General features: G+C 70.0%; 29 protein-coding genes and 1 pseudogene. 14 read left to right on the forward strand and 16 right to left on the reverse strand.

What is annotated here, in order from left to right; all coding sequences use genetic code 11:
* Positions 1-71: 71 nt before the first annotated feature.
* The 9 genes and pseudogenes from ACZ6WH_RS20685 to ACZ6WH_RS20725 all read right to left on the reverse strand — a co-directional run bounded on the left by ACZ6WH_RS20685 (position 72) and on the right by ACZ6WH_RS20725 (position 8,864).
* Positions 72-659, reverse strand: coding sequence for a SigE family RNA polymerase sigma factor (locus ACZ6WH_RS20685; RefSeq protein ID WP_399714545.1), 588 nt, complete (start codon positions 657-659; stop codon positions 72-74).
* Between the two features lie 222 nt (positions 660-881).
* On the reverse strand, positions 882-1,817 hold the full coding sequence (locus tag ACZ6WH_RS20690; protein ID WP_469729830.1) for a DUF1906 domain-containing protein: 936 nt from the start codon (positions 1,815-1,817) through the stop codon (positions 882-884).
* A 259-nt stretch (positions 1,818-2,076) separates the two neighbouring features.
* A complete protein-coding gene (locus tag ACZ6WH_RS20695; RefSeq protein WP_469729831.1) occupies positions 2,077-3,246 on the reverse strand; it encodes a lipid-transfer protein in 1,170 nt (389 codons plus the stop codon).
* Between the two features lie 146 nt (positions 3,247-3,392).
* A pseudogene (locus tag ACZ6WH_RS20700) lies at positions 3,393-3,815 on the reverse strand (MaoC family dehydratase); the annotation flags it as partial.
* Positions 3,816-3,862: 47 nt separating this feature from the next.
* Entirely contained in the window at positions 3,863-5,005 is a 1,143-nt protein-coding gene (locus ACZ6WH_RS20705) for an acyl-CoA dehydrogenase family protein (protein WP_469729832.1), read from the reverse strand.
* Position 5,006: 1 nt separating this feature from the next.
* A complete protein-coding gene (locus ACZ6WH_RS20710; protein ID WP_469729833.1) occupies positions 5,007-6,059 on the reverse strand; it encodes a bifunctional MaoC family dehydratase N-terminal/OB-fold nucleic acid binding domain-containing protein in 1,053 nt (350 codons plus the stop codon).
* Positions 6,060-6,172: 113 nt separating this feature from the next.
* Positions 6,173-7,375, reverse strand: coding sequence for an acyl-CoA dehydrogenase family protein (locus ACZ6WH_RS20715; RefSeq protein ID WP_469729834.1), 1,203 nt, complete (start codon positions 7,373-7,375; stop codon positions 6,173-6,175).
* A gap of 293 nt (positions 7,376-7,668) precedes the next feature.
* Complete coding sequence (locus ACZ6WH_RS20720; RefSeq protein ID WP_361553078.1) at positions 7,669-7,974, reverse strand: hypothetical protein; 306 nt, start codon at positions 7,972-7,974, stop codon at positions 7,669-7,671.
* A gap of 266 nt (positions 7,975-8,240) precedes the next feature.
* Complete coding sequence (locus tag ACZ6WH_RS20725; RefSeq protein WP_469729835.1) at positions 8,241-8,864, reverse strand: hypothetical protein; 624 nt, start codon at positions 8,862-8,864, stop codon at positions 8,241-8,243.
* Between the two features lie 758 nt (positions 8,865-9,622).
* Here ACZ6WH_RS20725 and ACZ6WH_RS20730 point away from each other — a divergent pair.
* Together ACZ6WH_RS20730 and ACZ6WH_RS20735 are read left to right on the forward strand one after the other, a co-directional pair.
* Positions 9,623-10,267, forward strand: a complete 645-nt coding sequence (locus tag ACZ6WH_RS20730; protein WP_469729836.1) for a hypothetical protein — start codon at positions 9,623-9,625, stop codon at positions 10,265-10,267.
* Between the two features lie 36 nt (positions 10,268-10,303).
* On the forward strand, positions 10,304-11,395 hold the full coding sequence (locus ACZ6WH_RS20735) for a helix-turn-helix domain-containing protein (RefSeq protein ID WP_469729837.1): 1,092 nt from the start codon (positions 10,304-10,306) through the stop codon (positions 11,393-11,395).
* A 182-nt stretch (positions 11,396-11,577) separates the two neighbouring features.
* Here ACZ6WH_RS20735 and ACZ6WH_RS20740 read toward each other — a convergent pair whose 3' ends face one another.
* Positions 11,578-12,246, reverse strand: a complete 669-nt coding sequence (locus ACZ6WH_RS20740; RefSeq protein WP_469729838.1) for a hypothetical protein — start codon at positions 12,244-12,246, stop codon at positions 11,578-11,580.
* A 183-nt stretch (positions 12,247-12,429) separates the two neighbouring features.
* On the opposite strand from ACZ6WH_RS20740, the gene ACZ6WH_RS20745 reads away from it, so the two are divergent.
* Complete coding sequence (locus ACZ6WH_RS20745; RefSeq protein ID WP_469729839.1) at positions 12,430-12,696, forward strand: hypothetical protein; 267 nt, start codon at positions 12,430-12,432, stop codon at positions 12,694-12,696.
* 8 nt (positions 12,697-12,704) lie between these two features.
* On the opposite strand, the gene ACZ6WH_RS20750 is transcribed toward ACZ6WH_RS20745, so the two are convergent.
* The 6 genes from ACZ6WH_RS20750 to ACZ6WH_RS20775 all read right to left on the reverse strand — a co-directional run bounded on the left by ACZ6WH_RS20750 (position 12,705) and on the right by ACZ6WH_RS20775 (position 15,851).
* Positions 12,705-12,857, reverse strand: a complete 153-nt coding sequence (locus ACZ6WH_RS20750) for a hypothetical protein (protein WP_157847675.1) — start codon at positions 12,855-12,857, stop codon at positions 12,705-12,707.
* A 103-nt stretch (positions 12,858-12,960) separates the two neighbouring features.
* Positions 12,961-13,173, reverse strand: a complete 213-nt coding sequence (locus ACZ6WH_RS20755) for a LexA family protein (protein WP_469729840.1) — start codon at positions 13,171-13,173, stop codon at positions 12,961-12,963.
* Positions 13,170-13,409: a hypothetical protein gene (locus tag ACZ6WH_RS20760; RefSeq protein ID WP_363259262.1), complete on the reverse strand. Its 240-nt coding sequence runs from the start codon at positions 13,407-13,409 to the stop codon at positions 13,170-13,172. Before ACZ6WH_RS20760 ends, ACZ6WH_RS20755 begins: the two co-directional genes overlap by 4 nt.
* 181 nt (positions 13,410-13,590) lie before the next feature.
* Positions 13,591-14,073, reverse strand: a complete 483-nt coding sequence (locus ACZ6WH_RS20765; protein WP_469729841.1) for an NUDIX domain-containing protein — start codon at positions 14,071-14,073, stop codon at positions 13,591-13,593.
* Positions 14,074-14,092: 19 nt separating this feature from the next.
* The gene (locus ACZ6WH_RS20770) at positions 14,093-15,307 is read right to left on the reverse strand and encodes a helix-turn-helix domain-containing protein (RefSeq protein ID WP_469729842.1); all 1,215 of its coding nucleotides are present in this window, start codon (positions 15,305-15,307) and stop codon (positions 14,093-14,095) included.
* Between the two features lie 178 nt (positions 15,308-15,485).
* Positions 15,486-15,851, reverse strand: coding sequence for a GntR family transcriptional regulator (locus tag ACZ6WH_RS20775; RefSeq protein ID WP_469729843.1), 366 nt, complete (start codon positions 15,849-15,851; stop codon positions 15,486-15,488).
* Between the two features lie 879 nt (positions 15,852-16,730).
* On the opposite strand from ACZ6WH_RS20775, the gene ACZ6WH_RS20780 reads away from it, so the two are divergent.
* From ACZ6WH_RS20780 to ACZ6WH_RS20830, 11 genes are all read left to right on the forward strand, one after another.
* A complete protein-coding gene (locus ACZ6WH_RS20780) occupies positions 16,731-16,988 on the forward strand; it encodes a DUF6284 family protein (RefSeq protein WP_469729844.1) in 258 nt (85 codons plus the stop codon).
* Positions 16,989-17,020: 32 nt separating this feature from the next.
* Complete coding sequence (locus ACZ6WH_RS20785; protein ID WP_469730012.1) at positions 17,021-17,479, forward strand: Pycsar system effector family protein; 459 nt, start codon at positions 17,021-17,023, stop codon at positions 17,477-17,479.
* The gene (locus tag ACZ6WH_RS20790) at positions 17,476-18,363 is read left to right on the forward strand and encodes a DUF2637 domain-containing protein (protein ID WP_469729845.1); all 888 of its coding nucleotides are present in this window, start codon (positions 17,476-17,478) and stop codon (positions 18,361-18,363) included. The genes ACZ6WH_RS20785 and ACZ6WH_RS20790 overlap by 4 nt, the downstream gene beginning before the upstream one ends.
* An 11-nt stretch (positions 18,364-18,374) precedes the next feature.
* Positions 18,375-18,743 carry an RRQRL motif-containing zinc-binding protein gene (locus tag ACZ6WH_RS20795; protein WP_469729846.1) on the forward strand — a complete coding sequence of 123 codons (369 nt, stop codon included), beginning with the start codon at positions 18,375-18,377 and terminating at the stop codon, positions 18,741-18,743.
* Between the two features lie 11 nt (positions 18,744-18,754).
* Positions 18,755-20,617 (forward strand): hypothetical protein, encoded by a 1,863-nt coding sequence (locus ACZ6WH_RS20800; RefSeq protein WP_469729847.1) that lies wholly within the window; start codon positions 18,755-18,757, stop codon positions 20,615-20,617.
* Between the two features lie 25 nt (positions 20,618-20,642).
* Positions 20,643-21,068, forward strand: coding sequence for an NUDIX domain-containing protein (locus ACZ6WH_RS20805; RefSeq protein ID WP_469729848.1), 426 nt, complete (start codon positions 20,643-20,645; stop codon positions 21,066-21,068).
* Between the two features lie 101 nt (positions 21,069-21,169).
* Entirely contained in the window at positions 21,170-23,371 is a 2,202-nt protein-coding gene (locus ACZ6WH_RS20810) for a hypothetical protein (RefSeq protein WP_469729849.1), read from the forward strand.
* A 234-nt stretch (positions 23,372-23,605) separates the two neighbouring features.
* Positions 23,606-23,800 carry a hypothetical protein gene (locus ACZ6WH_RS20815; protein WP_469729850.1) on the forward strand — a complete coding sequence of 65 codons (195 nt, stop codon included), beginning with the start codon at positions 23,606-23,608 and terminating at the stop codon, positions 23,798-23,800.
* A 14-nt stretch (positions 23,801-23,814) separates the two neighbouring features.
* Positions 23,815-24,282, forward strand: coding sequence for a hypothetical protein (locus tag ACZ6WH_RS20820; protein WP_469729851.1), 468 nt, complete (start codon positions 23,815-23,817; stop codon positions 24,280-24,282).
* Positions 24,283-24,378: 96 nt separating this feature from the next.
* Positions 24,379-25,032, forward strand: coding sequence for a DNA cytosine methyltransferase (locus ACZ6WH_RS20825; RefSeq protein WP_469729852.1), 654 nt, complete (start codon positions 24,379-24,381; stop codon positions 25,030-25,032).
* Complete coding sequence (locus ACZ6WH_RS20830; RefSeq protein ID WP_469729853.1) at positions 25,029-25,931, forward strand: bifunctional DNA primase/polymerase; 903 nt, start codon at positions 25,029-25,031, stop codon at positions 25,929-25,931. Before ACZ6WH_RS20825 ends, ACZ6WH_RS20830 begins: the two co-directional genes overlap by 4 nt.
* Positions 25,932-26,217: the final 286 nt, after the last annotated feature.

Below are 26,217 nucleotides of genomic sequence, written 5' to 3' on the forward strand. Positions count from 1 at the left end.
AGCCCGGTTTCCCAGTCCGCCCATAGCCCGCTCGGATCCGCTCGGGGACCTGTCCGTCGCGGCCGGTGTGCTCAGGACGCCCGGGCCAGGTCCGGGTCCTCCCGCAGCTTGGCCAGCGCGCGGGAGACGGCGCTCTTGACCGTGCCGACGGACACCTCCATCACCTCGGCGGTCTGCGCCTCGCTCAGGTCCTCGTAGTACCGCAGGACGACCATGGCGCGCTGCCGGTCGGGCAGCCTGAGCACCGCACGCCACATCGCGTCCCGCAGCACCTGCCGCTCCGCGGGGTCGGCGGACGGCACGAGGCCCGGCTCGGGCAGCTCGTCGCAGGCGTACTCCTCTATCTTCCGCTTGCGCCACTGCGAGGTACGGGTGTTCACCAGCGCCCGCCGCACGTAGCCGTCCAGCGCCCGGTGGTCCTCGATCCGCTCCCAGGCCACGAAGGTCTTGGCCAGCGCGGTCTGGAGGAGGTCCTCCGCGTCGTTGGGGTTGGCGCTGAGCGAGCGGGCGGCACGCAGCAGCGCCGGACCCCGGTCCCGTACGTACGCCGCGAAGGACGGGAACGACGTGCGGGAGGGGCGCGACGAGGGCGTCGGGAGCGGCGACGGCGGCGGGGCCACCGCGGCGGTCGAGGCGCCCTTGCACACTGGCGTGGTCATGTCTTCCACGCTAGAAGCGCGGACCCGGCCGGGGATCGGTCCAAGGTGCCGAAGCCGCCTCCGCCTCAGGTTGTACGCGTGGGGCAGGCCCCACCTCCTCAGGACGGAGCGCGGGCGCGCCCGGGTCAGGGTCCGCCCGCCGGGGTCGGTCATGCGCCGCCCGCCGGGGTCGGCCGGGGTCTGTCCGCAGGGGCCGCGCGGAGCCGGTCCGCTCGCGGACGGTCACCGGATCACCGCGACCGGCGCGTCCACCCAGTTGCGGTCGATCCGCAGCTTGCGGCCGCCGTGCGTCTCCAGCACGTGGCCCGCGTACTGGTGGATGCGGCGGTTCGGGTGCCAGGCCGCCGCCGGCAGCCACTTCTCGCCGTACGCCGACGGCGGGACGCGCCAGCGCGCGAACCACATGACCGACGGCAGGTCGGTGTACCCCTTCGCGCGCGCCGACGCCAGGTGCCGCACGCCGGAGTTCGCGCTGCTGTAGAAGCCCGCGATGTAGCCGAAGCGGCGTACCTCGCGGCTCCAGGAGCGGACGAAGGTCAGCGTGGTCGCCTTGCAGGACTGGTTCTTCAGGTCGTACGCCTCGATGTCCAGGTAGATCGGGCTGCGCGGCATGATCCCGTACGCCTGCGCGCGCTTCACCGCCACCCTGGCCTCGGTCGTGCCCTCCTTGAACGGGTCGGCGCCGATGGCGTACCGCCGCTTGTGCTTGTTCTTCACACACGGCGCCTGGCCGCCGAGATAGACCGGCAGCACTCGCCAGCCGGCCGCCTTCGCGCCCTGGAACCACTGGGGGCTGAGGTTGTGCTGCTTGGGACAGGCGCGCCCGTGGCCGGCGAAGTAGACGCCGATGGCCCGGTAGCGGGTGCTGTTCCAGGCCCGCAACGAGCTGACCGCCGGGGCCTCGCAGGTGTCGAGCCCGAAGCCCTTGTAGAGGTAAGGACCGGCCGCCGGTGCCTTGGCGGCGGCCGTCGGGGCCACCCTGCGGCGGGACGCGGCGGCATCGTCGGCGGCGGCCGGGGCGGCCTCGGCCTCGCCCCGGTCGGCCCCGGGAGCCGCCGGCGGCCGGTCACCGCCGGAGGTGGAGGACGGGGCGAGCCAGGACGGGAGCAGCGCCGCCAAAGCGACGATCAGTCCGACGGCGGGCACCAGAGCCAGCAAGGCGATATGTTTTGCCGATTTTGTCCATCTCATACGGCGAGTCAAAAGGCCCCGCCGCGACACCCCGTGACGGACACGCCAGCAGCACCGCCGGTTCAGCCGGATGCCGGGCCCGAGGTGCGGCGGGCGGGGATCCGGTGTGGGGCGCTGCCGTTTCCCGGCCCGGGCCGGGGAGGCTCGGTCAGGCCCCGGAGGGTGCCGGCCACCCGTCAGGTGCCGCAGGCCCCGTCAGGTCCCGTCAAGGTCGCCTCATGCCCCCTCAGGTCCCGTCCGCGCCGAGCACGAGGCCCGAGGTGGGTACCCCCGTACCTGCCGTGACCAGGACGCGGGACGCGCCCGGCACCTGGTTCACGGACGTGCCACGGATCTGCCGGACCCCCTCCGCGATGCCGTTCATCCCGTGCAGGTACGCCTCGCCGAGCTGCCCGCCGTGCGTATTGAGGGGCAGCGCGTCCGCCGCCACGAACCCGGCCGCCTCCCCCGGCGCGCAGAACCCGAACTCCTCCAGCTGCATCAGCACGAACGGCGTGAAGTGGTCGTACAGGATCCCCACGTCGATCTCGCCCGGCGTCAGCCCGCTGCTCCGCCACAACTGCCGGGCCACCACTCCCATTTCCGGCAGCCCGGTCAGGTCGTCCCGGTAGTAGCTCGTCATCTGCTCCTGCGCGCGGCCCGCGCCCTGTGCCGCCGCGTTGATCACGGCGGGTGGACACCGCAGGTCACGGGCGCGCTCGGCGGAGGTCACCACAATCGCCTGGCCGCCGTCGGTCTCCTGGCAGCAGTCCAGCAGCCGCAGCGGCTCGACGATCCAGCGCGAGGCGGCGTGGTCGGCGAGCGTGATCGGCTTGCCGTGGAAGTACGCGGCGGGGTTACGGGCCGCGTGCCGCCGGCCGGCGACCGCCACGTGCCCGAACGCCTCCGGCTTCAGCCCGTACACATGCAGGTACCGCTGCGCCGCCATGGCCACCCAGGAGGCGGGCGTGAGCAGCCCGAACGGGAGGTTCCAGCCCAGCGCCGCCCCCTCGGCGGACGCCTCGCGCTGCTGTACGCCGGACCCGAAGCGGCGGCCCGAGCGCTCGTTGAACGCGCGGTAGCAGACCACCACCTCCGCGACGCCGGTCGCCACCGCCATCGCGGCCTGCTGGACCGTCGCGCACGCCGCGCCGCCCCCGTAGTGCACGCGCGAGAAGAACGACAGGTCACCGATGCCCGCCGCCTGCGCGACGGTGATCTCCGGGCTGGTGTCCATCGTGAACGTGACCAGCCCGTCCACGTCCTCCGGCCGCAGCCCGGCATCGTCCAGCGCGGCCCGCACCGCGTCGACCGCCAGCTTCAGCTCGCTGCGGCCGGAATCCTTGGAGAACTCCGTGGCGCCGATTCCGGCGATCGCGGCACGCCCACCGAGGCTGTCCGCACTCCGTACGCTCATACGGCGGCCCCACCGTCGGGGGCGGACCCACCATCGGGGACGGATCCGCCGCCGAAGGCAGACCCACCATTGAGGGCGGACCCGCCGCCGAGGGCGGACCCGCCGCCGAGGGCGGACCCACCGCCGAAGGCAGACCCACCATCGAGGGCGGACCCGCCGTCGAGGGTGACGGTGACCGTACCGGTGACGTGGTGGCCCAGCCCGTTCTCGCCGGTCACGCGTACGACGGCGGTACCGTCCGCCACCTCGCCGACCGTCCCCCGCAACACCATCGTGTCTCCCGGATAGTTGGGCGCGCCCAGCCGGATCGCCACCTTCCGGAGCGCGCACCGCGGTCCGAAGTGGTCGGTGATGTACCGGCCGACCAACCCGTTCGTGGTGAGGATGTTCATGAAGATGTCCGGCGAGCCCTTCTCCCTGGCCGCCTCGGCATCGTGATGCACGTCCTGGTAATCCCGCGAGGCGAGCGCACCGGCCACGATGAGGGTGCGGGTGATGGGGACGGTGAGGGGCGGGAGTTCGGCGCCTGGGCGTACCGGCGTTGGTGCGTGCGCGTCGCCGCTCGACACCCGGTCGCCCGGGGCGCCTTCTGCGCTTCCGGTCTCCTGGTTCAGGTTCACGAAGTCCCCGCTCCCGTCAGCAATTCTCCGAGCTCCTCCAGCAGCTCGGCGCCGCCGCCGAGGTGGGCGGCCAGTTGCCGGCCCCACAGGAAGTGGCGGTGGACCGGGTGGTCGAGGTCGGCGCCGGTGCCGCCGTGCAGGTGCTGGCCCGCGTGGACGACCCGCCGGCCGGCCTCGGCCGCCCACCACGCGGCGGTCAGCGCGTACGGGCGCGCCTCCATTCCCTCGTCCCGCCGCCAGGCCGCTTCGTACGCGGTGACCCGGATCGCCTCGGTGTCCATGTGCGCGTCGGCGGCCCGCAGCATGACGCCCTGATGGGTCGAGAGCGGCCGGCCGAACTGCTCGCGGGTGTTGGTGTGCGCCACCGCCCGCGCGAGCGACCCGGCGCACACCCCCGCTTGCAGCCCCGCGAACGCCGTCCGAGCGCACGCGAGCACGTCGTCGTACGGGTCCGGCTCTACGGCGGGCTTCGCGTGCTGCTCGTACGGGCCCGGTCCCGCGGCGGGCCTGGGGCCGAGCCCCTCCCCGTACGCGTCCGGCGCGGCGTCAAGCGGCTCGCCCGGCGCTTCCGTCAGCGTGAGCCGCCCCGCCGACCAGGGCGCGGTCGTCTCCACCGGCTCCCGTACGGCCCCCGGGCCGGTCGCCTGGACCAGCCACAGCCGCCACCCGGCGGCCTCCGGCGCGTACGCGGGAACCAGCACGTGCGTGGCGTCGCGCAGCCAGGGCACCACCGGCAGCACTCCGCTCAGCCGCCCCTCGGAGTCGGCGCGCACGCGCCCCCGGCTCCGCCCCGGGAACGCACCGGTGGCCACGGCCGTCCCTGCCGCGAGCGCGGGCAGCAGCCGTTCGCGCTGCTCCGCGCTGCCGTGCGCCGCGACCGGCAGCGATCCGTACACCGCGGTCGCTGCCAGCGGCACCTGTGCCGTCCGCCGTCCCTGCTCCTCCAGCAGCAGAACGAGCCCGAGCAGCCCGGTCTCGGCGACGGCGCCCACCAGCCCGGCATCGCACAGCGCGGCCCACAGCTCGGTGTCCGTCGCACTGCCCAGCGCGCTCATCCGCTCATGGGTCGCCAGGTCCTCGAAGATCTCCGCGGCCAGCCCGGCGGCGGCACGCTGTTCCTCGGTGGGCGTGAAGTCCATGTCAGCCCACCGCCCCGGAAGTCCGCCCGGCGGCGCGGAACACCGGCAGCACAAGCTCCTCGTCCACCTGCTGGAACTCCAGTCGTACCGGCATCCCGACGCGGACCTCGTCGTGTGCCACGCCCACCACGTCGCTCACCATCCGCACCCCTTCGGCCAGCTCGATCACCGCGACCGCGTACGGCGGGTCGAAGGCGGGGAACGGCGGGTGGTGCATCACCACGTACGAGAAGACGGTGCCGTCGCCGCTCGCCTCGACGGTGTCCCACTCCTGCGCCCCACAGGCGTTGCACCCCGGCAGCCAGGGAAAACGCAGCCGGCCGCAGCCACCGCACCGCTGGATCAGCAGCCGGCGCTCCGCCACCCCGGCCCAGAACCCGGCGTTGTCCCGGTTGATCACGGGCCGGGGCCGCCGCGGGCCCGGCTCCTCCGAGGCAGACGCCGCCGGGCCGGACTCCTCCGAGGCGGACCCATTCGAAGCGGACCCGTTCGAGGCCGACTCCTTCGAGACGGGCTCCTTCGAGGTGGACCCCTTCCCGGCAGGCCCCTTCCCGGCAGGCCCCTTCCCGGCAGACTCCCTCGCCCCAGGCGCGTACTTCAGGATGCGGAAGCGATGCGTACCGGCGAGCTCGTCCCCCACTCGGATGTCCATCCGCGTCGTGACGAAGTAGCCGGTCCCCAGCTTCGTCGTCTTGCGGTCCGACACCGCCTCGATCACCGCGTCAAAGGTGATCTCGTCACCGGGCCGCAGCGGTCGCAGGTACTCCTGCTCGCAGTCGGTGGCGACCACCGCGGTGTACCCGGCACCGTCCAGCAGCGCGAACAGCTCATCGTGCGCGCCCGACCTGTCCGCATGCCCGGAGAGCCCGCCCATCGTCCAGGCCTGGAGCATGGTGGGCGGGGCGATGGCCGCGTCTCCGGTGTAGGCCGGGCTGGTGTCGCCGACCGCCTCGCACCAGTGCCGGATCATCGGCAGGTTGACCCGGTCCTTGCCGACCCCGGCCGTCGCGGCGGCCCGCCCCACGAACGCCTTCAGCCGCACGCCGATGTCCACCTCCCCGACGCCCCCGGCCCCCGCACGCCCCACCGTCCCCGTCGCGCCCCCGCTCGCCGTTCCCCTCTCCACCCCACTCGCCGCCACCCTCTCCGCCCCACTCCTCATCCCGCTCACCGGCGCCCCCTCCGCATCCCGAGCCGCATCGTCGCCACGATCTCCCGCTGCACTTCGCTGACGCCGCCCCCGAAGGTGTTGATCTGCGCGGCACGGTTCATCCGCTCCAGCTCGCCCTCGGCCGCGGTTCCGGCCCCGAAGGCCCCCGGTGACCCGGCCCGTACGAGCGCCGCTTCCCCGACCGCCTCCTGGCACAGCCGGTAGACCTCCACCGCGCTCTCGGTGCCCGCGAACTTCACCCCGCTCGCGTCGCCGGGACTCAACGCCCCCGCGCCGACATCGCCCACCAGCCGCCAGTTGAGCAGCCGCGTCGCCGCGAGCCGGGCGTGCGCCTCCGCGAGCCGCGTCCGCACCCAAGGGCGGTCGGCGGGCCGCTCACCGGTGTGCGGATCCGACGTACGCGCGTACGCGAGCGCCGCCTCGTAACAGTCCTCGGCCTGCATGCCGATGGCGGCCAGCGCCACCCGCTCGTGGTTGAGCTGGTTGGTGATCAGGCCCCAGCCGCAGTTCTCCTCGCCCACCAGATTCCCGGCCGGCACCCGTATGCCGTCGTAGTACGTCGTCGTCGTGACCAGCCCGCCCACCGTCCGTATGGGCGTCCACGAGAACCCCGGCGCGTCCGTCGGCACCAGCAGAATCGATATCCCCTTGTGCTTGGGCGCCTCCGGATCCGTACGGCAGGCCAGCCAGATCCAGTCGGCCTGTTGCGCGTTGCTGGTGAAAACCTTCACCCCGTCGATCACCCACGCGCCGCCCACTGCCGCATCCCGCCCGGCGGCCCCGCTACCCCGCACCGCACGCGTGCGCAGCGCGGCCAGATCCGTACCGGCCTCCGGCTCGCTGTACCCGATCGCGAAGACGATCTCCCCACTCAGGATCCGCGGCAGGAAGAACTCCTTCTGCTCCGCGCTGCCGTACTTCATCAGCGTCGGCCCGACGGTGTTCAGCGTGACCATCGAGACCGGCGCGCCGGCCCGGTACGCCTCGTCGAAGAAGACGAACTGCTCGTCGGGGCCGCGCCCCTGGCCCCCGTACTCCTCCGGCCAGCCGAGCCCGAGCAGCCCGTCGGCCCCGATCCGCTTCAGGATCGCGCGCTGTTCCTGCGGATCCTCGACCGCGCCGCCCGGGAGCAGCTCCCGGAAGTACTCCCGCAGCCGCGTCCGTAGCTGCCGCTGCCGCGGCGTAGGAGCAAGGTGCACGTCGACGGCCTCCATCAGAGACGGACGGACAACAACCGGACAGCGGGCAACCGAACAGCGAACACTCGAACAGACGCCCCGCCCACCACCCTCACCGCACTCATCGCACAAGCGAAAGCGCACATGCGAAAGCGCACAGATCCCTCTGCACACACCAGCGAGCGGTTTCTGACTGTCCGTCAGAAACCGCTCGCTGTCAATACACGTACGACACGGGCGGCCGGCTCTCCCCAGGGCCGGCCGCCGTCGTCCTCAGGTGGCCCGGCGGGGCTCCCGAGGGGTCATCAGAGGGTTCACCACAGGTTGGTGAAGTTCACCGTGGCGTTGGACTGGTCGATGTGCGTGAAACCGGACCCGTTCACGCTCGCGGTGTTGTTCTGGTTGGACGCCCCGTCGCCATTGGCGACCTGCTGGGTGCTGGTGGAGTTGCCGTTGTTGTCGTGCCCGACGCCCGAGCCTTCCTGGCTCGACGACACCGCTCCCGACCCGTCCGACGCGAACGAACCGTTGTCCGCGTACGCGACCCCGGCGAACAGGGCCGCCGCGAGCGGCAGAGCGGCAACGGTGGCGATGGTACGAGCGGCACGGATGCTTGCCATGATCTTTTCCTCCTGCGGAACCACTTGGAACGGGCAATCCCTGGGTGGTTGGCCGACCCCCCCGGGTCTGTTGCGTTACGACGTCGCGACCCAGAACTGCCCAAGTGGCGTAGCCCGAATCGGCTAAGCCCACCGATTCCCCCGCAAGCGTGAGCCCTCCCCCTCAAACGTCCGCATTGACCCACACAGGGTCGTGCACACACCACCCGAAACCGCTCTCTACGCCGGTACGGACCCCAAAGCCACGTGCCCACAGGCGGGTGGGCTTACGGGTGGTACTTCTCCTCAACCGTCTCGGCGGCACCGGACTTGGTGCTCATGGTGACGCGAACGGTCACGCTGCCGGTCTTGGCGGCCTTCTCCAGCTGCTCCACCGTGCACTCCGCGGTGCCGTAACCGTCCTCGCCCAGGGACACGCCGCCGTCGGGGTCGTCGGAGCAGATCGAGGCAGCGCCCAGGACCTTGGTGGCGTTGGCCACGAAGAACGCCTGGTCCATGCTGCCGTCCTCGGGCTTGACGATCAGCTTCCCGGGCGCCATGTACTCCAGCTTGCCGACGACCGTCTTGTGGTTGCCCGCGTTGGCCACCCCGCCCCCTTCAGGCGCGGACTTGCTGTCGGTCCCGGCGGTGCTCCCCCCGGACGCAGCCGCGTCGGCCTTCCCCCCGCCCTGCCCCTGCGCACCGGACTTGCCCGTCGAGGAGCTGTCCGCGGAGGACCCGCCCGTGGCCTGAGCCGAGGCCGAGGACTCGGCGCCCCCGTTCGACCCGGTGTCCTGCCCGCAGGCGGTCATCCCCAGCCCCAGCGCCGCGGCAACGACGACGGCGGCGGCGACGCGGCGGCCGGCACGACCACGGAAACGGCTGGTGGCGGTGGAAATGGCGGTGTTCATCTGCTCTCCCGTTGCTCTGATCTCTCGTCTCGCTCCCGGACAACACCCACCCTCGAAGATCAACCTGCCGTTCCACTAACGCCCGGCTAATGCCCCACTGCCCGCGCCCCGGGACCCACGACCTCACCACTGCGCAGACCCCGCCCACCCACCGCCAGCGAACGCGAAAGGGGCGCCCGATCGCATCGGGCACCCCTTGTGGCCTGGAGTTTTGTGGCCTGTGGCGGAGGCTGTGGGATTTGAACCCACGGTGACGTTGCCGCCACGACAGTTTTCAAGAGCGCTCCGCTCACGATCAGCCCCACTGCCCTGACCTGCCAGAACAGGATCCACCGACCTCCCGTGCGCCCGTCTGGCCCGTCGGTGGCCCACGGCCGCCAGATTGCCCCCAGCCCGGTCGGCATGAGGCCGTATGCCAGCGCCCCCTCGCCTCGGAGCCGCAGCGACGCCGCGGTGGGCATCACGACGGACGGGACGGCCGCCCGGCCCCATCGACCTGGCTGGTGCCACCGCCGCCCCTCCGCTGCTGGGGTCACAGGCACAGGACCGCTAGACGACTTACGTCGATGTACGTATTTTCTCTACGCCCAGGCGGCAGCCACTCACACCTCTTCACACCCTTACCGGGAGCAACACCGCAGGTGAGGCCCGCCTTTCAGTCAGATGACAGATGGGAACACCTGTGCGATAATCCGGTGGGTTTCAAAAATCGCACCTTGAAACAGGTACGTTTTTTGAAACCCACCGAAGGAGCAGCCTTGGACCACGTTCAGCCGCAGCAGCTCACAGACCTTGACGTCTCCGATGAGACCTTCATCGGTGCGATGGACCTGGCGGCCGCTGACACTCGCCAGTGCACCCGGTTCGACGCGCCGGGGATGCCCGGCATGATGTTCTGGAGCAGGGTCAACCGCTACCTCGCGGAGGAACTGACTGACGCCGAAAGGATGTCTCCGCGACCGCGCTGGAACCGGACGCAGAGGGACAGCATCCTTCGGGTGGTTCATCCCACCGGGAGCCACGCCATCACCGCCATCAGTGCTGCTGGCGGGGTCGGCGACCTGACCAAGAGGGTTCGCTCGAAGAACCCGAAGGGCCGGGCGATGGCCGCACTCGTGAAGGCGAACGAACAGCTTGCCTTCATGTCCCGGGACGAGCTGGAGTTCGGGGCGGAGCTGGACACCATGCCGCTGTGGTGCCTGCTGTACAAGCGCAGTGAGGCCGGCGTCCTTCAGGCGGAGCTGTCTCTGCCGGTGAAGATGAACGGCAAGTACGTCGACGAATGGCAGGTCCGCTTCCCCATCCACATGCCGCCGCTCGACCCCGGTGTCGATGTCACGCTTCGGGACGCTCCGGGAGATGATGAGGGACCCGAGGTCCTGGTGGAGTTCGTTGGGGAGTAAGCGACCAGGCCATCGAAGCAATGGGAGCTGAGGAAAGTGTTCACCCCCGAGCGATTGGTCCTAGCGCGGAAGCGCCGACGCATGACGCTAGCGGCGCTTGCCCGTGAGGCTGGCATCTCCGCGCAGAGCCTCACCGCATTCGAGAACCATCGCAAGGTGCCGTCAACCGCGACGCTTTCCTCGCTGGCCTCTGCCCTGAACTTCCCTGTCTCCTTCTTCCAGGCCCCGCCGGCGCCGGAGATGCAGCCGGGCGCCGTCAGCTTCCGCGCTCCATCGAAGATGAGCGCGGTAGAACGCGACAGCGCCCTCACCTCCGGAGCCATCGCCGCGACACTCAATGCCTGGTTGGAGCAGCACTTCAAGCTTCCTCTGCCGAACGTTCCCACCTACCCGCACCTCCCTCCAGAGAAGGCCGCGGAGCAGGTCCGGGCGACTTGGGGGCTCGGCGAGGCGCCACTGCCGAACGTGGTCCACCTACTGGAGGCCAACGGGGTACGCGTTTTCTCGCTCGCCCCTGACTGCCTGGAAGCGGATGCCTTCTCCACCACTCGGAACGGAACACCGTACGTTTTCCTGAATACTCGTAAAACCGGTGAGCGCGGCCGCTTCGATGCCGCCCACGAACTTGGGCACCTCACTCTGCACAGTGACTATCGAACCCCTCAAGGTCGGGAGTCGGAACCTGAAGCCAATGCCTTTGCCTCCGCCTTCCTCATGCCGCGCGCAGGCATCCTGGCTCAGGAACTACATAATGCCTCGGTCGACCGCATTTTGAGTGCTAAGAACCGTTGGGGTGTCTCTGCGATGGCTCTGACCTACCGACTGCACACCCTGAAGCTGTTGTCAGAGTGGCGCTACCAGCAGACCATGAAGCAGCTCGGACAGATGGGTTACCGAACCGGTGAACCCGGTTCATCGATGGTCCGCGAAAGCAGCCAATTGCTAGCCAAAGTCTTCGAAGCACTGCGCACTCGTGGCATGTCAGCCGCCGATGTCGCTACACAGATGAACATTCCCCTCGAAGACCTCAACCACTACGTTTTCGGTCTCGTTCCGACAACTGTTCAAGGTGGAGGGCAAAAGACTGCCCAAACAGGCAAGCATCGGCTCAAGCTTGTTCACGGCTGAAAGCCGCCTGCCCTGACGTCCATTGGCTTGACCGAGGGCCAGGGCTCCGTTAGGAGCGGACCGTCAGAAGGCAAGGCGCCAGTTGGCGATCTCTGGCCCGCCGCCTCGGCAACAGCTTCCACCATCTGTGGATGGTTCGCAGAGTACCCGCTTCACCCCGCCACGAAAGCAAGTCGGGATGACTAGTCGTATCTATATCTCCTCATTTTACGTTCAACCGGGGAAAATAAGTCAACGATGAACAGGTATGGCCTTTCATTGCGAATGCCAACCTCTGCGTCCGGCCAACTCCACCCATATACAAGCGTACGCGGGACCTCGTGCGCGGGAACGCCGAGCCTATCCGACCACTCGAAGTAACACTCCAAACGAGCAGCCTGCCTATCAGCAACCACTCGATGCAAGGCTGCTCCCACGAGATATATCACCGCTACAACGAAGCCAATTACCAGGGCGTTGGCCAGCGCTCCCGCAGTCGGCAACTTCGCTCTGGACGCCCAAATTGCGATAGCCACTAGTCCTGCACTGAGAACTATGACGATGAAACCCCATACAACATTCAGGTTGACACTGGCCGGAAGGTACGCAGCTCGTAAATGGTTATATCTGTCTACTTGCTTGCGTAGATGCCTCTTTTCCTCATCATCGAGGTCAATCCAGCCCTGATTCAAAAGAAACGCTTTTTCGATGCAGTCGGCGTATTTATCATCCAAGCGCTTGGACTTTTCTCGCACATGGGAGAGTCCGGCAAACATCTCCACAAAGCCAAGCACGAGCAGCGCTCCGTAGCTTGATGCCATAATCGCGGCAAAATCGTTCGACATGGCGGCACTGGCGACTGTGAGTGCCATCACACTATTCACCTGAAAACCCCCTCTCTTTCAACGCTGAGACGTGACGGGCAGGGCAGCATGTAATCACTATTAACACCTGAAATCTTGCGATCATTGTGCCGGTTAGGTGCCGCTCTGTCCCTGGTGTTCATCGGCGGTGAGCGTGACGATGGAGTCTGGCCTTGGCGAGCGGAGGCGGTCATGGGCTGGGTGGATCCGAAGTACATCCCCGCGTTGCGTGAGGACGGGCGGTACACGCGCCTGTTGAACCTGACCGAGCGCCTCTTGGCGGAGAGGGAGACGGCGGTCGTTGTGCCGACGTGCGGCTCGTGCCAGAACGGACAGGTCACGGTCACTGACACCGAGACTGGCCAGACGTACACGATCCCGTGCGAGCGGTGCGATGGAACCGGCGCGGTGCCCGAGTACGCCGACAACGAGGACAACGGCCGCGCCGGCGATCGCTGACCCGGCGCTCAGTCGTCGGGCGTGGTGTTGAGGGCGCCGCACGACCAGCACTCGAATTCGCCCGGCAGCTCGTAGTGCGTTGTGCTCCAGAAGCCCTTGGGGCGCCCCTGGATGACGTTGGTCTCTAAGCACCGCCAGCACTCGAACTCGAAATCCTCCATCCCCCGAGGGTGGCGTCTCGCCTCCGCGCTCGGTAGAGGGCTTCGGGAAGGATGGCCGTCAAACCCTGCTGCCCCTGTAGGACCCGACGAGGCAATGCTGCGGTCAGCGGCCGCAGTACGGGCAGCGGGCCCTGCGGCCGCGGGTCTCTACCAGCACGCCCTGCTCACGCATCCGGCGTAGCTGGTAGGAGACCGAGGAGGGGGAGGAGAGGCCGGCCGCGGTGGCGAGCTCGCGCATGGTGGGCGGCTCGCCGTACGCGGCGAGCCATTCGCGGGCGCTACGGGCGATGCGCTCCTGGCGGGCGGTGAGGCTCATGGTCGTCGTCCGCGCACGGCGGCTGCGCGCGCCTGCTCCTTCAGCGCCACGCGGGCCGCGGGCGTGCCCTGCGGGGTCTGCCAGTACGGGTGGTCGGCGATGCGCCGAGAGAGCTCCAGCAGGCGCCGACGGTAGGGGGCCACCTGGTTCGTCGGCGCCGTGGCAAGCCGACCGTAGGTGAGGTACCAAGCGGTCTGGACCTCCAGGAGGTCATGGGGGAAGTCGGGGCGATCCATACCCCAATTAGATCTCTTGTTCGATTCCTAGGGCAAGGTGGAGGCAACGCACGATGCCGCCTCCAGGCGACCGGAGGCCCGCGTGACTCCCGAGCCCTCGGAAGCGTGAGAGCCCCCGACTCAATGGCGAGGGCTCTCAGGTCAGGCGCCTTCTAGCTGATGCTTAGGGCCTCGATAGTGATCATCCGGCGTCACGTACGTCATGCCCGTGCTCCAGGTAGGCCACACGGCCTACCGTTCGAGCGTCGGCCGCCGCCCCGATCCGCCGTGCGAGTCGCGGGATGGTGAGGTCAGCCACGGCAGAGACCGGGTGGTACTCGTACGCCCTGATCTCTGTTTCCTGTAGCTGGATCTGCTCTTCGAGCTCCGGCGGTAGGACACCGCCGTCGAAGATGTAGAGGACCTTGTCGCCCTCGTTCGGGTTAGGAGCCCAGTCCACGGCGAGCAAACGGCCGATCTCCGGCATGATGCCCAGTTCCTCGCGGACTTCCCGAATGCACGCCTGCAGCGGAGACTCGCCAGTCTCGACATAGCCCCCCGGGATCTCCCGGTAGTCCTTGTACGTCGGCTCAAGGAGCATGACGCGGCCCTGGCCATCAAAGAAGAGCGCGCCCGAGGCCATCCGCGGGCGCGCCATCTTGGCTTCGTGCTCGTTCTCGCTCATGCGAACGAGCCTAACTGGATCACACGATGCGGAGCCTGTCGGCCAGATCCGCGATAGGACGACTCGGCCGGCCACGAGTCCCACGGACCCAGCCGAGCACGAGTTCCCTGCTCATGTAGTGATGGCGCACCTGCTCCGGCGCAATCCGCTCAGCTTCGAGCACCGTGGCGAGCGCGTCATCGGTGCGATTCCACGAGCTGAGCGCCCGTGCCACTTCGAGGCTGTGCCGTACCCGGCGCTCGGCTGGCAGTCCGCTCGTGTCAACCTGCGGCCCGAGATCCACTGCGACCTGGACGTCACCCAGCTCCCCCGCCGTCGCCACTCGATGAATGGCGACGTTGGTCGGCCCGAAGGCAGTCCACATGTGGTTTGCGTCGCTGCCGAGCCGATCAGCTGTGGTTTGGGCTTCACGGAGGAACGCCCGGGTCGTCGCGCGATCTTCAGCTCGCGCCGCCGCCATCGAACCCGTGAGGAAGAGTGTTCCGTACACCGACATGAAGGCTGGCGTAGCTTCAGCGAGCCCCGGTTCCAGGAGGCCGGCCGCGTCGTTCACGAGAGACACTGCCGTCTCGTACCGGCCTGTCGACAGCAGGCAGTGCGCAACCGAACGGAACAGAGAGCCCGTGACCACGTGGCTCCCGCTCTGTTGGGCTGCGGCGAGTCCACGATCGGCCGCGATCCAAGCAAGCTCGTTCTCTCCAAGCTTGCCGAGGACCATCGCAGCCCCCTGATAGGTCAGCGCCAGTAGGCCGTGCGCTGCCTCCCGATCGCTGCCGCTGTAGACGCGGGCTGCGAGCAGGGCATCAGCGAGAACGAGTGGCAGCTGCCGAGCCGCGAACCCGAACCGTGACTCTTGGTACGCGTCCCAAACCTCCCCAACGTCGGACCTGAGTGCTGCCAGGGTTGGCGGCTCCCCATCGCCCGTCGGGCGGATCAGCGGTGTCAGGAGGCGGTAGTCCATCAGCGCTTCGCGCAGTGCAGGGACGGTTCGGCGACCGCTCTCTGCGGACCACTCCAGGAGAGTGGGCTCGCCGATCAGGTCGCCGATGGAGACGTCCAAGGCATGGGCGAGTGCTCGGATCACAGACAGGCGGTCGAGCTCGATGCGACCGTTCTCGGCTTTACCGAGCCAGTCTGAGGTGCGGCCGACCAGGCCGGCCAGAACTTCCTGTGAGAGTCCACGGCGGTGCCGGTACCAGGCAACGCGCTCGCCGATCGTCAGGTGCTGCGTCATTCCTCGCATGGGTTCAGCTTCACCTCGGTTCGCGAAGGGACCCCGGAAAGATTTTCCGGGTTGGCTCGGGGGGCACGCCATAGCGTCGTGATCGTCCAGAACGAGACACCCTGAGACGCCGACAGGTGGTGCACACGTGCCCTTGAGCATCCGGCGGAGCCACGCTCCGCTCGAACCCTCAGTCCAGCTCCTTCGCCTCCTCCAGCTGCACCACACGCTCGGAGAGAGATTGGATCTGTGCACTCATCTCGCTCAGCCGAACTTGGAGCTCTCGAAGGCTCGCAGCGGCTTCTTGCGAACTCGGAGCACCCTTCTGGGGGTCCCGGACGTACGTCCCGCTCCCCTGACGGATGTCGACCAGCCCGTCCTCGGCTAGCTGCTTGTACGCGCTCTGCACGGTCATGATGCCGACACGCAGCTTCACCGACAGCCCCTTAGCACCGGGCAGCTTGGCGCCTGGACCGTATCGGCCTTCGGCAATCTCGGCACGGTACTTGGCCGCGATCTGCTTCGCATTGGGGCGTTCATCAGGGCTCCAGTCCATCCTCCGAGAGTAACCCGACCTAGGTCTTTTCGACTCAGTCGCCCAAAGGCTTGACGACTTCAGATTGACCTAGGTAACTTCACAGTCATCGAAGACACCTAGGTGACCTTCGAATAACGCCCGGAAGGGCCCGTACCCCCGTGGCGCGGGTTCGAAGGAAGCGTTCGTCGCTTGAGAACTCAATAGCGTGCCGACCCAGCCACATGCACACGTGTGGTCGATGGGTGCGGATCACCACCCCGACCGCCCATGTCGGGCCGGGTGATCTGCCCCGCGGACGTCTCCAGATGTCCGCGGGCGATCCATTTCGCATCTGAAGAACCTTGCGCGGGACCACCGGCTCCGCGCTGAGCACCAGTGCTCACGTTCCTCGGCATCCCGGTACGCCGCGCGATGCGGAGGTTCGTGATCACTCGTGACTCGTAACGAGTGATCACAAAGAAGCGGGCCCCGGGTGGCACCCCGAGACCCGCGTACAGGCACCTGAATGGGAGGCACCTGTGATCACCAGCATGGCATGCCGCGCCTTAGCGGCGTACCCGCCGGACAGCGACCCGGACATGGACGAGGCCCTGCGCCGCGTCCGTGCGGGAGGTGGCCGGCGATGACCGACGAACAGCGCCGACAGATGGAAGAGGACCTGCGACGGCGGAATGAGCAGTCGCAGCAAGACGCCCGCGCGAAGCGCTGATCAGCACGGTCATCTATCGCCTCGATGGTCGCAGGCCGGGTTCGACTCCCGGCCGGGGCACCGCTGCCACAACTGGCAGCCCAGCCGCCCGCCTTCTGCGGACGGCTCTACTCACAACGGCGCGCGGCTCCGGTGCTGGCACACCGGAGCCGCTTTCGGGCCGTTCCACTGCGAAGGGACCACGACCCATGAAGTACATCGCTGCTGTTCAGGCGGTTGTTACCGCCGCCCCGGTCGACGGGGAGCCGTCGGCCGCTGAGCTGGACACGATCCAGGTTGAGATGCCCGTCATCCAGGCGGAGGTCGAGCTGCTGGACGTGCAGATCAGCCTGCTGGACCAGCCGCGCTCCGAGCTGGGCGCGCAGCGTCTGCGCCGGGCCCGGAACAAGCTGCTGACCGCCCGCTGCGAGCTGGCCAACCAGACCGGGACGGGGGAAGCCGCGTGAGCACGCTCAACCCCGCCCCGCACGCGGTGCCCGTGGGCCGTACGGACGCCAACCTCACCGCGGCGCACGCGGAGGTGAAGGCGGAGATCGCCCGCACCGACACCAAGGCCTCGCTGCTGCTCGCGTTCGACGGCGCGGTGCTCGCCGCGGTCTGGACGGTAGTGACCGGCCTCAACCTGCCGGTGCCGGCCCTCATCGCCTGCGGCGTGGGCGCGGTGCTGGTCGTGGCCGCCGCGGCGGTGCTGCTGGCCGTGGTCCGGCCCCGCCTGGGCGGGGTGCGGCCGTGCGGTTTCCCCCGCTGGGCCACCCTCACCGCCGCGGAACTCCTGGCCGACTTGCGGCATGACCGCCGTGCCGAGGACATCGCCGGGCTCTCGCGCCTGGCGGTCGCCAAGTTCACCCACCTCAAGCGAGCGGTGGACCTCACCCGCGCTGCTGGCGCGGCGTTCCTCCTAGCCGCCGGTATCGCGGTGGGAGGTGTCCTGCTGTGAACCGCTTCGGCAAGACGCTGCTGGTCCTGGCCCTGGTCGCCGTGGTCGGCATGGCCTTCCGGGTCTCCTGGAACGCGCTGAGAGACGTGGCCCGCACCATCGGCGCGGACCACACCGCCGCGATCCTCTACCCCTTCGTGGTCGACGGCCTGATGGCGCTGGCCCTGATCGCGACCCTGGTGCTCACCGACCGGGCCGACAAGCGCTTCGCGCTGCGCGTGCTGGCCGCCTACACCCTGGCCTCCCTGGTCCTGAACTACGTCCACGGCCTCGTCCCGACTCTGCACCGGCAGTCGGTGGACTGGGGGCGGCTGGCGGGGTGGGATCCGGCGAACTGGCTGCTGGTCCTGCTCGCCACCTCCCTGCCGGTGGGCTCGATCTACTTCGGGTCGGACCTGGTGGCCAAGGTGCTGCACCACCGCCCCGAGCCCGTCCAGGCGCCTGCCGTGCGGGAGGCATACGGGGAGACCCACACGGCATCCGCACACCGACCGCACACCCCCGAACACCTGCCCAATCCCTCCGCTCCCGCGCTGCCTGAGACGGCCGCAGAGGAGACCGAGGAAGCCCCGACCGAAGCGCCGTACGCGCAGGTCAGCGACCGTGCGGAGGAGGGTGTGCGGGAGATCCGCACGGACGATCCGCACACCTCCCGCACACCGGAGGTCGACCCGGCGGTGATGGCCCAGTTCGAGGAAGCGGAGCTGGAGCGCACCCGGCAGGACGCACGCCGTACGTACGCCGAATCCGTACAGGCCGGCCGCACGCTCAGCGCCCGTGCGCTGGGCGAGGCATACGGGCTCTCGGAGAGCTGGGGGCGCAAGCAGATCCTCGCCGTGCGCGAGGACCAGGAGCGCCCGCAGCTGGTCGCGGTCGGCGACTGAAGGCGACGGCGATGCAGTTCTGGGACCCCGACGGGGTCCGCTACGGCATCCCCACCTACCCCTTCCGCCTCGCCCCCGAAGGACTGGCCACCCGCCGTCAGCTCCGTGCCCGCGGGCTGCGGCCGGGCGGGCAGGAGATCGCCGCGCAGATCCTGTGGCGCTCGCGCCGCTACCGCGCCGGCCTGCGGGTCGCCTTCCTCTACCGCCTCGACCTGGCGCTGCCGGTCCGGCCGATGACGCCGGCGCGGTGGGCGGCGCTGGCCAAGGCGAACACCGCCCGCCGTACCTGCCCCGTCTGCGGGCGGGATGCGGGCTACACCCTCCCCACCTCACTCGGCATGTGTGTGCCCTGCGCTGATGCTCCCGCGCTGGCCGCATGAAGGAGGCCCCCATGCCCTCAGCAGCAACCGAGACCAAGCCCCCCACCACCACGACCACTCCCGAACCCGTCACGCGGCAACCGAAGGAGCCCGTGGCGCAGACCAAGGAACCGGCCTCCGCTCCGGGGCAGACGCTGGCCGGGGTGCTGATCCCCGGCGGCGCCCTGACCGGCCTGATCGGGTTCTGCTGGCTGTCCCACCAGTTCGGCCTGCCCGCCGTCCTGCTGGCCGTCGTCGCCTGCTCCGCGGTGGCCACCGCCGCGCTGGTGGTGAAGACCGGCCGGCGCATCCGCCGGTCCAGCACCGGCCGCCTGGGGCGGATGTCTTCGCGCTCACCTGGCACCGGCCACCGCACTCCCTCGGGCTTCGGCTCTGCGGGGCGTGCGTCGGGCGGGGGTGGGCGGATTCCGGCGGCCCGCACCGGCTCCGGGCCCTCCCCGCGCAAGCCCACCGGCCCTACTGCGGCCGGCGGTGGCCGCACGGGCGCCTCGTCCCACAAGCCGGGCGGCTCGATGGCCAGGAAGAACAGCCCGCTGCCCGGCGCGTCCAACACGGCCGGGAGCAGTCCTGCGCGGCTGGGGCGGAATGCGGCCGCCACCGGCGGCACCGGCCGCAGCCTCACCTCTCCTAAGAGCCCTCGGTCCTCTGCGGGTTCCGGCGGGTCAGCGTCTGCTCTTAAGCGGGGAGGCGGTGCCGGCAGTGGTGGACGGTCGGGGCCGGTGGAGCAGCTGTCGCGGACGCTGCGCCGCAAGTCCCCCACCACACCCGCCTCACCGACCGGCGCCGGGAGCTCCGGCGGGCGCTCGCAGCTCAGCGACGTGAAGGGCAAGCACAAGCACCGGCCGCAGTCCTCCTCGTCTCCGTCGGTGTCCCGCCGGGCGTGGAAGGCGGCCAAGGCCCTGCAAAGGGCCGTCAACCGCGACCGCACGGGCGGCAAGGACCCCGACCCCGGCAAGCTCAAGCCCCAGCCCAAGAATCCGACCCACAAGGGCGCCAGCGCCAAGGTCGGTCAGCAGTCGTTCGGTGCGGCGATGGGGGCCTGGCGGCGGGGCCGGTACTGGGTGGGGCGCAAGCTGCGTCAGCACACCAGCGCTCTGACTCGGCAGCGGCTGCGCAAGGCCGCCGCCCCCGTCCGCGCCGTAGCTCACGCCGTCGCGCAGCATGGGGCGCCGCTGCTGGCCCACGCCTGGCGCTACGGCTCGCGCGCCCTGCTCAACGCCCACCTCGCGCTGGGGTCGGTGCGCTACTCCTCCATCGGCCCGAACTGGCTGCGGCCCCTGGCCCGCGTCTTCCACACCCTGACCACCCCCGCCGCCCGCGCTGTGGCCTGGGCGGGCACGTGGGGATGGCTGAACCACTGGATGTACCGGCACACCGGCGGCGGCAGCACCCCCACCCCGCCACGCCGCCAGACCCCGGCCGGCCGCCGCACCTCCGGCGGGCACCGGCCGGTGCACAGCCCGACCCGCATCACCACCGCCCCCGCAACGAAGGGAGTCCCCGTGGGCTCGATCGAACCGGCCCTGCCGCTGCAGTACGCCGCCGACGCGGTCCGCACCGCCGGCGCCATGATGGTCCTCAACCCGGCCGGGAACATGGTCGGTTACGAGGCAACCATCTCCAGCCTGGCGGAGATCCAGCGCGCCATCGGTGACGTGATCTCCATGGCGGCGCACTCCAGCCGGGAGGACTTCAAGGTCAACCAGGCCATCCCCGAGGCGTACGACGACACCGCCGTCTACGCCCACGCGCTCGCCGGGCGCCTGGACTCGATCCCGACGCTGTACCGGATCATCCACGCCGAGCAGATCGACAACATCGAAAACCCCACCATCCAGGGCGCCAAGTGGGACCAGTCCGCCAACTGGCAGTAACCCACTGAGCAGATCAGGAGCTGCCATGACCGACACCGAGACCTTCGAAACCATCCGCCACACCGCCGACATCGTCGTCGTCACCCCCGATCGGCAGGTCCTGCTGATCGAACGCAGCCACGCCCCCTACGAGGGCCACTGGGCTCTCCCCGGCGGGCACGTCGACGCCGGGGAGGCCAGCCGTGACGCGGCCGCCCGCGAGCTGGCCGAGGAGACCGGCGTACACGTGACGCCCGCGACCCTGCATCAGCTCGGCACCTGGGACCAGCCCGGTCGTGACCCTCGCGGCCGGTACGTCACCGTCGCCTACCTCGTCACCGTCCCCACCGGGACTCCCATCGTGGCGGGGGACGACGCCCGCACCGCCCGCTGGTGGCCGCTGGACGCTCTACCGCCGCTCGCGTTCGACCACGCCGACATCCTCCGCGCAGCTGTGGAACCAACGTCCTGAGACACCACAACTAGCCCGTCATCCCCGCAGGCCAGGCACCGACCGCCGGTGCCTGGCCTGCGGCCTTCCGGCTCACCCCGACCGAACGGAGACCGTCCCTCATGCTGAGCCGTCCCAGCAACCACGAGCCGATCCCCTGGCGGCACGGCGTGGTGTCCACCCCGCTGTTCACCGCCGCCACCGTCTACGCCGGCGGCCTCGGCCTGGGGCTGGCCGCTGATGCGGGCACCGCGCTGCCGCTGGGCTGGATCGGCGTCGGCTCCCTGACCGGCATCGCCGCCGCAGCCACCTCCCGCTTCCTCCGCACCTCCGGCCAGTCCGCGTTCCGCCGCTGGTTCCACACCGGCTTCACCGCCACCTGGACCAGCGCCGCCTACGCCTGGATCAACTGGACCGCCCACGGCAGCCCCTGGACCCTCGCCTCCGCGGCCGTCGTCGGCGCCGCCACCGCCGCCCTGACCCCGTTCTACGCGATCGACCGGGGACTGAGGGCGGAGGAGATCGCCGCCCAATGGGCCGCCGAAGCCGGCACCGGCTACGGCGACCGCGCCGAATGGACCCGCCTGCTCGAAGAAGTCGGGGCGAAGGGCGTGGAGGTCGGCAAGAGCCAGCGCACCCGCGGCGGCTACGCCATGCCACTGAAGCTGACCAGCACCTCCTTCGAGCAGTTGCTGACCATGCTGCCGGCGCTGGAGACCCGCAAGGGCGACATCCGCCCCGGATCCCTCCGCCTGGTCCGCAGCGACTCCGGACTGGCCTCCGAGGCGATGCTGCACGTCACCACCCGCAACGTGCTCGCCGAGACCATCGACCTGCCCGACGACTACCACCCGCTCACCATCCGCAAGCCGCTCACCCTGGGGCTGCTGGAGTCGGGGGAGCCGATCGAGATCCTGTTCCGCCAGGTCAGCATCATGATCGCGGGCATGAAGGGGTCCGGGAAGAGCGTCCTGCTCCACGTCATCATCTCCCTGCTGACCCGCTGCACAGACGCGGTGATCTGGATGATCGACATGGCCCAGGGCAACACCGCCAAGCGCTGGCTGCGCCCCTGGGCCCAGCAGTGGAAGGACGCCGACGGCCGCCTGATCGACCGCCCCATCCTGGACTGGGTCGCCACCAGCCCCGACGAGGCCGTGCGGCTGCTGAGCGGAGCCCTGGCCATCACCGACGGCCGCGCGCGCCGCATGAAGGGCGGCAAGATCCAGCCCAAGGACACCGAGCCGGCCGTCATCGTGCTGTCGGATGAGAACTCGGACCTGATGGCGTGGACGCCTGAAGCGCTCAAGGCGAAGATCCGGCTGCTGAAGAAGGGCCGGAAGGCCGCCGTGGACGTGGTCGACGCCGTCCAGCGCGGCACCGGCCCCAACACCGGCGGCGGCGAAGTCGACTCGCAGTACGACATCACCATCGGCATGCGCTTCGCCAAGAAGCAGGAAGGCCAGTTCGTCTTCCCCGGCCACTACCAGCAGGTCGACCTGGCCAAGCTGCCCGGCAAGGGCGCCCTCTACATCCTCGACCAGGCCCGCGCCCAGGAAGGCGGCGTCGGCCCGGAGCGCGGCAAGGTCTACTTCGCCAACGACGAGGACGAGCACGCCGATGGCACCCCGCGCCACGACATCGAAGAACTGTCCGTGGCCCGCTGGGACATCCGCCCCGACCTCGACCAGGCCGCGCAGGAGGACGCCGCGCCGTTCGGCTACCACGAGCGCTGGTCCGACCCGGAGCGGATCGCCTGGCTGCTGGACGCCCTGGGCCTGCCCACCCCGGCCGGCACCGGCGCCCGCACCGCGGCGGGCGGGACGAGCGCCGCGGGCGGCAACGCCGCACCGGGGCAACAGGCTGGGGGCATCGGAACGCTCACCCCGATGAAGCCCCTCGACTACTACATCGACAAGGCCAAGAACCCCTCAGCCGAACCGCCGCAGCACCCCGCGCCCCCGGCTACCGAGCCCGCCACCGGCGGAGGTTCGGGCGGCGACGGGGATGATCCGCAGGTGGCCGCGGCGATTGCGCGGGCCCTGGCGGAGTTCGAGCGCATCACCGAACAGGCCGCCGAAACCGCCCCCGACGAGGCGGAGCCAGCCGAGGCGGCGCCGGCCGGGCCGGAGTGGCTGCCGACCGCGATCGACGCGATCGAGTCCGCCGGGGCGATGGGCATGAAGCCGGCCGCCATCGCCGAGATGGTCGGCCGGGACCGCAAGACCGTGCGCGAAGCCCTCAAGGCCGCCGCCGAACGCGGCGAACTGGTCTACCGCGACCGCGGTCCCCACTCGGTCTACGTCCACCCCGACCACGCCTGACCCTCACGATCGGTTACTGGGTAGTGGGTAGTGGGGCGCGACACCCCACTACCCACTAATCCCGCGAACCGCCCACCTGGGGGTTCTCAACAGGGGCTCCCCAGTAGACACCCCACTACCCACTACCCACTACCCAGTACTCACTACCCACTACAGCTACACACCGTGACCATCGCGTGGGCGGCCGTTCCTCTCGGAAGGGCCGCCCACCGTCGTACCGACAGGAGAACACCTGTGGCCCTGACGCTCTCCGCCACCGTCCTCTTCGGCATCCTCGCCGTCGTTCTGCTGCGCGGCAGACACGTCAGCTTCGGCAGCGCGCTGGTGCTGTTCCTCTTCGGCTTCTTCGTCGCCGGCACCGGCGCCTACGAGCCCATCCACAACCTGTGCCAGGCCATAGCCGACTCCCTCACCCACCTCACCGCCTAGCAGGAGGAGGACTTGTGGACACCCGACCCACATACACGATCACCACCGCCGAAGCCCCCCAGGCGGGCGCCTACCTCCAGCACCGGCCCACACCGCCGATGCCGCTCCACGAAATCCCGCCCGGCGTTCAGTTGGTCACCCTGCCCGGCGGCATTCGCACTCTCGCCTACACCGAGCCGACTCTGGCACCGGCGTCCGCGGGCCCGGCCGCTCAGCCCATCCCAGCCTGGGCCAAGACCACCGCCCTGCTCGCGCCCACCGTCGGCGGCGGCGTCGCCGTGGCCGGGGTTGGGCTTTCCTACGCCGCACCGGGACTGATCGCCATGACCGATGCCCTGTGGGCCGCCATCGCCCTCATCGCCGCCGGCGGCGGAGCAGCGCTGGCCCTGCTCAAGCGCTGCCGGCGCCCCGCCCCGATCACGCAGAACATCACCGCCACCGGCCTCTTCAGCCGGGCTAACGGAACCATCAACCACCGCTGACCGGCCCCGGGGCACACCAAAGGCGACCGCCCGCCTCGTCAAAAGTGCGCGGTCGCCCTGGTCTCCAGCCCTTCCATAGACATGGAGGACTCCAGCATGACCCAACCCACCGACATCCGGCGAGCCCTCGGCCGCAGGCCGCGCTTACTGGACCTGTGCTGCGGTGCCGGCGGCCTCTCCGTCGGTTACCACCGGGCCGGGTTCGACGTCACCGGCGTCGACCTCCATTCACAGCCCCGCTACCCCTTCACCTTCCACCAGGCCGACGCGCTGGACTTCGTCCGCGCCCACGGCCACGAGTACGACCTCATCCACGGCTCCTGGCCGTGTGAGCACTATGCCCGGGTGACCAGGTGGCGCGGCCGCCGCGAGGACCACCCGGACCTGGTCGGACCAGGCCGGGAGGCCATGGAGGCCACCGGCCGGCCGTGGGTGATCGAGAATGTGCCCGAGACCGCCTGGGAGGGGGTGCTGCGGCCGGACTACTCGCTGTGCGGCACCCAGTTCGGCCTGCCCATCCGCCGTCACCGGGTCTTCGAGACCTCTTGGGGCGGCGGAGGTGACCTGGTGCCGCCCTGCTGGCACCGCAAGGGCCTGCTCTCCTTCGAGCACAAGGGCGAGCGCGCCTACGCCGACGCCATGGGCTGCACCTGGATGACCAACCGCGAGGCCCGCAAGGCCGTCCCCCCGGCCTACAGCCAGTGGATCGGTCAGCAGTTCCTCACCGGCGAAGGGGAGGCAGCCGCATGACCACCAACCCCTTCTTCCGCTCCGCCCTGGAAGCGGCTGGCCGCGATTGGCATGTCTTCCCCCTGCGTCCCGGCACCAAGAAGCCCGCCCTGCACCACGAGGAGCACTGCTCCCGTATCGGCGACTGCGCCGACGGTCACGCCAAGTGGGAGCAGCGCGCCACCGATGACCCGCTGCGCATCGAGCGAGCGTGGGCCGGGGGCCGCGAGTTCAACGTCGGGATCGCCACCGGCCCCTCCAACCTGGTGGTCATCGACCTGGACATGCCCAAGGCCAAGAGCCCGAGCGGCACGCCTAGCGGCGTGGCGACCTTTCAGGCGCTCTGCGAGCGCGCCGGACAGTCCGTCCCCGCCACCTACACGGTGCGGACCGCGCGCGGTGGACGCCACCTGTACTTCACCGCCCCGGACGGGGCGCGCCTGTCCAACACGGCCGGCATGCTCGGGCCGCTGATCGACACCCGGGCCTGGGGCGGCTACGTCGTCGCCGCCGGCAGCGTCCTCCACGGCCATGGCGGCGGGGTGTACGTCGATGGTGGCGGCCACGTCGCGCCGCTGCCTGCCTGGCTGCTCGACGCCCTCACGCCCAAGGCCCCGGCCCGCCCGGCGGCGCGCGTCACGGTGGCGCGGGATGTGCCCGCGTACGTGGCGGCGGCGCTGCGCAAGGAGACCGAGAACGTGGCCTGGGCAGCGGAGGGGACGCGGAACTGGACGCTCACCCGGGCCGCCCGTGCCCTGGGCCGGTTCGTCGCCTCCGGAGACCTGCCCCGACAGGTCGTAGAAGAGGCTCTTAAGCAGGCGGGCGAGACGGCCGGCCTGTTGGAGCGTGAGTGCACGCCGGTCATCACCAGCGCCTTGAACTGGTCCATCGCCCACAACCCGCAGGGGAAGACCGCATGAGCGCCGGTCGCCCTCCCCGCCTTAAGAGCCTCACCTCGGCAACGGACCGCCCCGGCCCCGCCGAACCGGCCGCGGCCACCTCTGGCGGTGGGGCGCCGAAGGGCGTCGCCCGACAGGGCGTCCATTCAGCTCTTCGCCCTGACCCGCACCTCGGCGACGGCCGCCACCCCGTGGCCTGGCTGCACATCACCGCCCCCGGCCGCGGAGCCATCCCCACCGCCACCTCGATCTGCGAATGCGGACGCAACCGCAGCGCAGTCGGCCAGCGCAAGGTGCTCGCCCTCGT

The organism is Streptomyces sp. NPDC050806 (assembly GCF_055586425.1).